The sequence below is a fragment of the Saliniramus sp. genome, assembly GCF_035311605.1.
GTDB lineage: Bacteria > Pseudomonadota > Alphaproteobacteria > Rhizobiales > Beijerinckiaceae > Saliniramus.
This window is the reverse complement of the sequence record NZ_DATGCW010000016.1, coordinates 1-3,050: the sequence shown is the minus strand read 5'-3', so window position 1 is coordinate 3,050 and position 3,050 is coordinate 1. Positions and strand designations below refer to the sequence as shown.

The following is a 3,050-nucleotide window of genomic DNA, read 5'->3' as shown; positions in this document are numbered from 1 at the left end:
GCGCTCCAGCCCTCGTTGGCATCGACGATGATGCGGGCCCCGGGCGCGCCGCGCCGCACCGCCTCGAGCCGGGGCATGTCGTCGGGCGTGCCCAGCTTGATCTTGAGCAGCGGGCGATGCGCGTGCTTCGCGGCCTGCGCCTGCATTGCGCCGGGGCTGTCGAGCGAGAGCGTATAGGCGGTGATCTCGGGCCCCGGCGCGGGCAGCCCGGCCAGCTCCCAGGCGCGGCGCCCCGCGCGCTTTGCCTCGAGATCCCACAGCGCGCAATCCACCGCGTTGCGCGCCGCCCCGGCAGGCAGCAGCCCGTAAAGCCCATCGCGCGTCAGATCGCCCGGCAGCCCCTCGATCTGTGCCGCCACGCTGTCGAGTGTCTCGTCGTAGCGGGCATAGGGCACGCATTCGCCCCAGCCTGTCATGCCGCCGTCCCGGACATACACGGTCAATACCTGCGCCTCGGTCCGCGACCCGCGACTGATGGTAAAGACCTGCGCCAGCCGGAACGTATCGCGTGTCACCTCGATCTTCACGCACATCCCCCTTTCATCGTTCCAGAAATACTCCCGCCGGAGGCATCCGGCAGATGCCCCGCGCGGGCCGCCCGGATCAGAGCGCGGCGAGCGCGTCCACCAACTTGGCCGATCCGAAGCGGTAGGGGTCGGTTGCGGGCAGGCCCATCTCGGCCTCGACCTCGGCGAGGTAGTTCCGCGCGCCCTCGTCGTCCATGTGCTGCGTGTTCACCGACACGCCCACAACCTGGCAGTCGGGGTTGGCGATCCGCGCGAGCGGCAGCGCGGTGTCGCGCAATTGCGCGAGCGTCGGCATGCCATAGCCCGGCAGGCCGCGCATGTGGCTGCGCGTCGGCTCGTGGCTGAGGATCAGCGCGTCGGGCTGCCCGCCATGGATGAGCGCCATCGTCACCCCGGAATAGGAGACGTGAAACAGGCTCCCCTGCCCCTCGATCAGATCCCAGTGGTCGGGGTCGTTGTCGGGCGTGAGCCACTCCACCGACCCGGCCATGAAATCGGCCACCACCGCGTCGAGCGGCACGCCGTCGCCGGTGATCAGGATGCCGGTCTGCCCGGTGGCGCGGAACGTCGCCTTCAGGCCGCGCGCTCGCATCTCGCGCTCCATCGCCATGGCGGTATACATCTTGCCGACCGAGCAATCGGTGCCCACGGCCAGACACCGCTTGCCGCGCCGCTTCACCCCGTCGGCGATCGGATATTTGACCGACGGCACGCGCACGTCATGCAGGGTGCGCCCGGTCGCCTCGGCCACGGCCTTGAGGTCGGGCTCGTCGCGCAGCAGGTTGTGAAGCCCGGAGGCGAGATCGAACCCCTCTTCCAATGCGGCGACCAGCACCTTCTTCCATTCTGGGCTGATGATGCCGCCGCGATTCGCCACGCCGATGACGACAGTCTTGACGCCTGCGGCTTTCGCCTCTTCCAGCGTCATATCGGTCAGCCCCAGATCGGCCCCGCAGCCGGGCAGCCGGAACTGGCCCAGGGCATTCTCGGGGCGCCAGTCGCGGATGCCGATGGCCACCTTGGCGGCCAGCATGTCGGGCGCATCGCCCAGGAACAACAGATAGGGGGTCTCGATCATGGCAGATGCTCCAAGCGTTCGGAATTCAGGGGAATTTGCGATGACTCAAACGCGATTTCATACGCATTTCAATGCGAAAGGCAGAATTATCGCATGATCCTGCTGCAAATCGTCCGGACGCCCGAATTTTCTGCGATCCGTGCTCATGCGTGGCCAGCGTGATCCGCGACGGAAAAGCCGCTTGCAGAGCGGTGCGCAATTTCATACCCAAAGCCGCGACGTTCACGCAATTTCCTTAACCAACGGAGCGACCCCAAGATGAGCTTTCGCCTGCAACCGCCGCCGCCCGCCCGTCCGAACCGCTGCCAGCTGTTCGGCCCCGGCTCCAACACCAAGCTGTTCGAGAAAATGGCGGCAAGTGCTGCGGACGTGATCAATATCGACCTTGAGGATTCCGTGGCCCCCACGGACAAGGATGTGGCGCGCAAGAATACGATCGAGGCGATCAACAGCGTAGACTGGGGCAAGAAAACTCTCTCGGTGCGCATCAACAGCCTCGATTCGCCGTTCTGGTATCGCGACGTGGTGGACCTTCTGGAACAGGCCGGTGACCGGCTCGATCAGATCATGATTCCCAAGGTGGGATGCGGCGGGGATATCTATGCTGTCGACGCGCTCGTAACCGCAGTCGAGGCCGCAAAGGGACGCAAAAAGCGGATCGGTTTCGAGGTGATCATCGAATCCGCCGCCGGCATCGCCCATGTCGAGGAGATCGCCGCCGCCAGCCCACGGATGCAGGCGATGAGCCTCGGGGCTGCCGATTTCGCGGCCTCGATGGGCATGTCCACCACCGGCATCGGCGGCACGCAGGAGAATTACTACATGCTGCATGAGGGCGCGAAATACTGGTCGGACCCGTGGCATTGGGCGCAGACCGCGATTGTCGCGGCCTGCCGCACGCATGGTATTTTGCCGGTCGATGGCCCGTTCGGCGATTTCTCGGATGACGAAGGCTTTCGCGCGCAGGCGCGCCGGTCTGCCACGCTCGGGATGGTCGGCAAATGGGCGATACACCCCAAGCAGATCGCCCTTGCCAATGAGATTTTCACCCCGTCCGACGAGGCGGTCGCGGAAGCGCGTGAGATCCTTCAGGCGATGGAAGAGGCGACCGCACGCGGTGAGGGGGCCACGACCTACAAGGGCCGTCTGGTCGATATCGCCTCGATCAAGCAGGCCGAGGTGATCGTCAAACAGGCCGAGATGATCTCGGGTCAGTAACCCGCATACGAACAAAACAGACCCGGCGCGGCACGGCTGCGCCGGTTTTTTCGTGCGCCGCTGTCACAAGGCGCGCCTCTGCCTCGTCTTATGGGCAAAGGAGGTGCTGCATGACACGATTTCCACTTTTCGTCCTGGCCGCGTGGTTCGCGATTACCGCGCTCTGGCTGCTGATTTCGCCGGCGGGTTTCTACACTACGATCCCCGGTGTCGCCGAGAGCGGTCCG

General features: G+C 65.4%; 2 protein-coding genes and 1 pseudogene. 1 reads left to right on the top strand and 2 read right to left on the bottom strand.

What is annotated here, in order from left to right:
• Both VKP01_RS00775 and dgcN read right to left on the bottom strand, forming a co-directional pair.
• Positions 1-527, bottom strand: a pseudogene (locus VKP01_RS00775) (dipeptide epimerase); the annotation flags it as partial.
• A 76-nt stretch (positions 528-603) separates the two neighbouring features.
• Positions 604-1,605, bottom strand: coding sequence for an N-acetyltransferase DgcN (gene dgcN, locus VKP01_RS00770; RefSeq protein WP_324409735.1), 1,002 nt, complete (start codon positions 1,603-1,605; stop codon positions 604-606).
• Positions 1,606-1,863: 258 nt separating this feature from the next.
• On the opposite strand from dgcN, the gene VKP01_RS00765 reads away from it, so the two are divergent.
• Positions 1,864-2,823, top strand: coding sequence for an L-malyl-CoA/beta-methylmalyl-CoA lyase (locus VKP01_RS00765; RefSeq protein WP_324409734.1), 960 nt, complete (start codon positions 1,864-1,866; stop codon positions 2,821-2,823).
• Positions 2,824-3,050: the final 227 nt, after the last annotated feature.